Below are 524 nucleotides of genomic sequence, written 5' to 3'. Positions count from 1 at the left end.
GCTTCAGCGAGATCATGCGGGCGCGGGCCTTCGGCGAGCTCGGCGATCAACGCTACGTCGAGTATGTCGAGGATATCCATCACAGCGGTTCGCTGCTGATTTCGCTCATCAACGACCTGCTGGACATCTCCAAGGTCGAGGCCGGCAAGGTGGAACTCCGCCTGGAAACCTTCCCCCTGCGCCCCCTGATCGCAGACGTCGCGACCACCAGCCAACCCCTGATCGCGAAAAACGAAAACACCATCCAGGTGAATTGCCCTGACGACATCGGCCACATGCGCGCAGACCTGACCAAGGTCCGGCAGATCCTGATCAACCTGCTGGGCAACGCGGTAAAGTTTACCAAACAAGGCGGCGTGAGGGTGCGCGCCCGGAGCTGCAGCCAAGATGGACGGTTGTGGCTGGAACTTACCGTGAAAGACAGCGGCCCCGGTATCCCGCCCGAAGATCTTCACACCATTTTCGACCCCTTTGTCCAGACAGGCGCCAAGGCGGATGTCAAAGGGACCGGCCTTGGCCTGACC

General features: G+C 60.9%; 1 protein-coding gene. It reads left to right on the top strand.

What is annotated here, in order from left to right; translation table 11 throughout:
- Nucleotides 1-524, top strand: a 524-nt coding sequence (locus tag ACQY6F_RS19090) for a sensor histidine kinase (protein WP_428776709.1), incomplete at both ends; no start/stop codon positions are given.

This window comes from Vibrio sp. (assembly GCF_050299255.1).
Taxonomy (GTDB): Bacteria; Pseudomonadota; Gammaproteobacteria; order Enterobacterales; family Vibrionaceae; genus Vibrio.
This window is presented reverse-complemented; position numbering and strand designations above follow the sequence as displayed.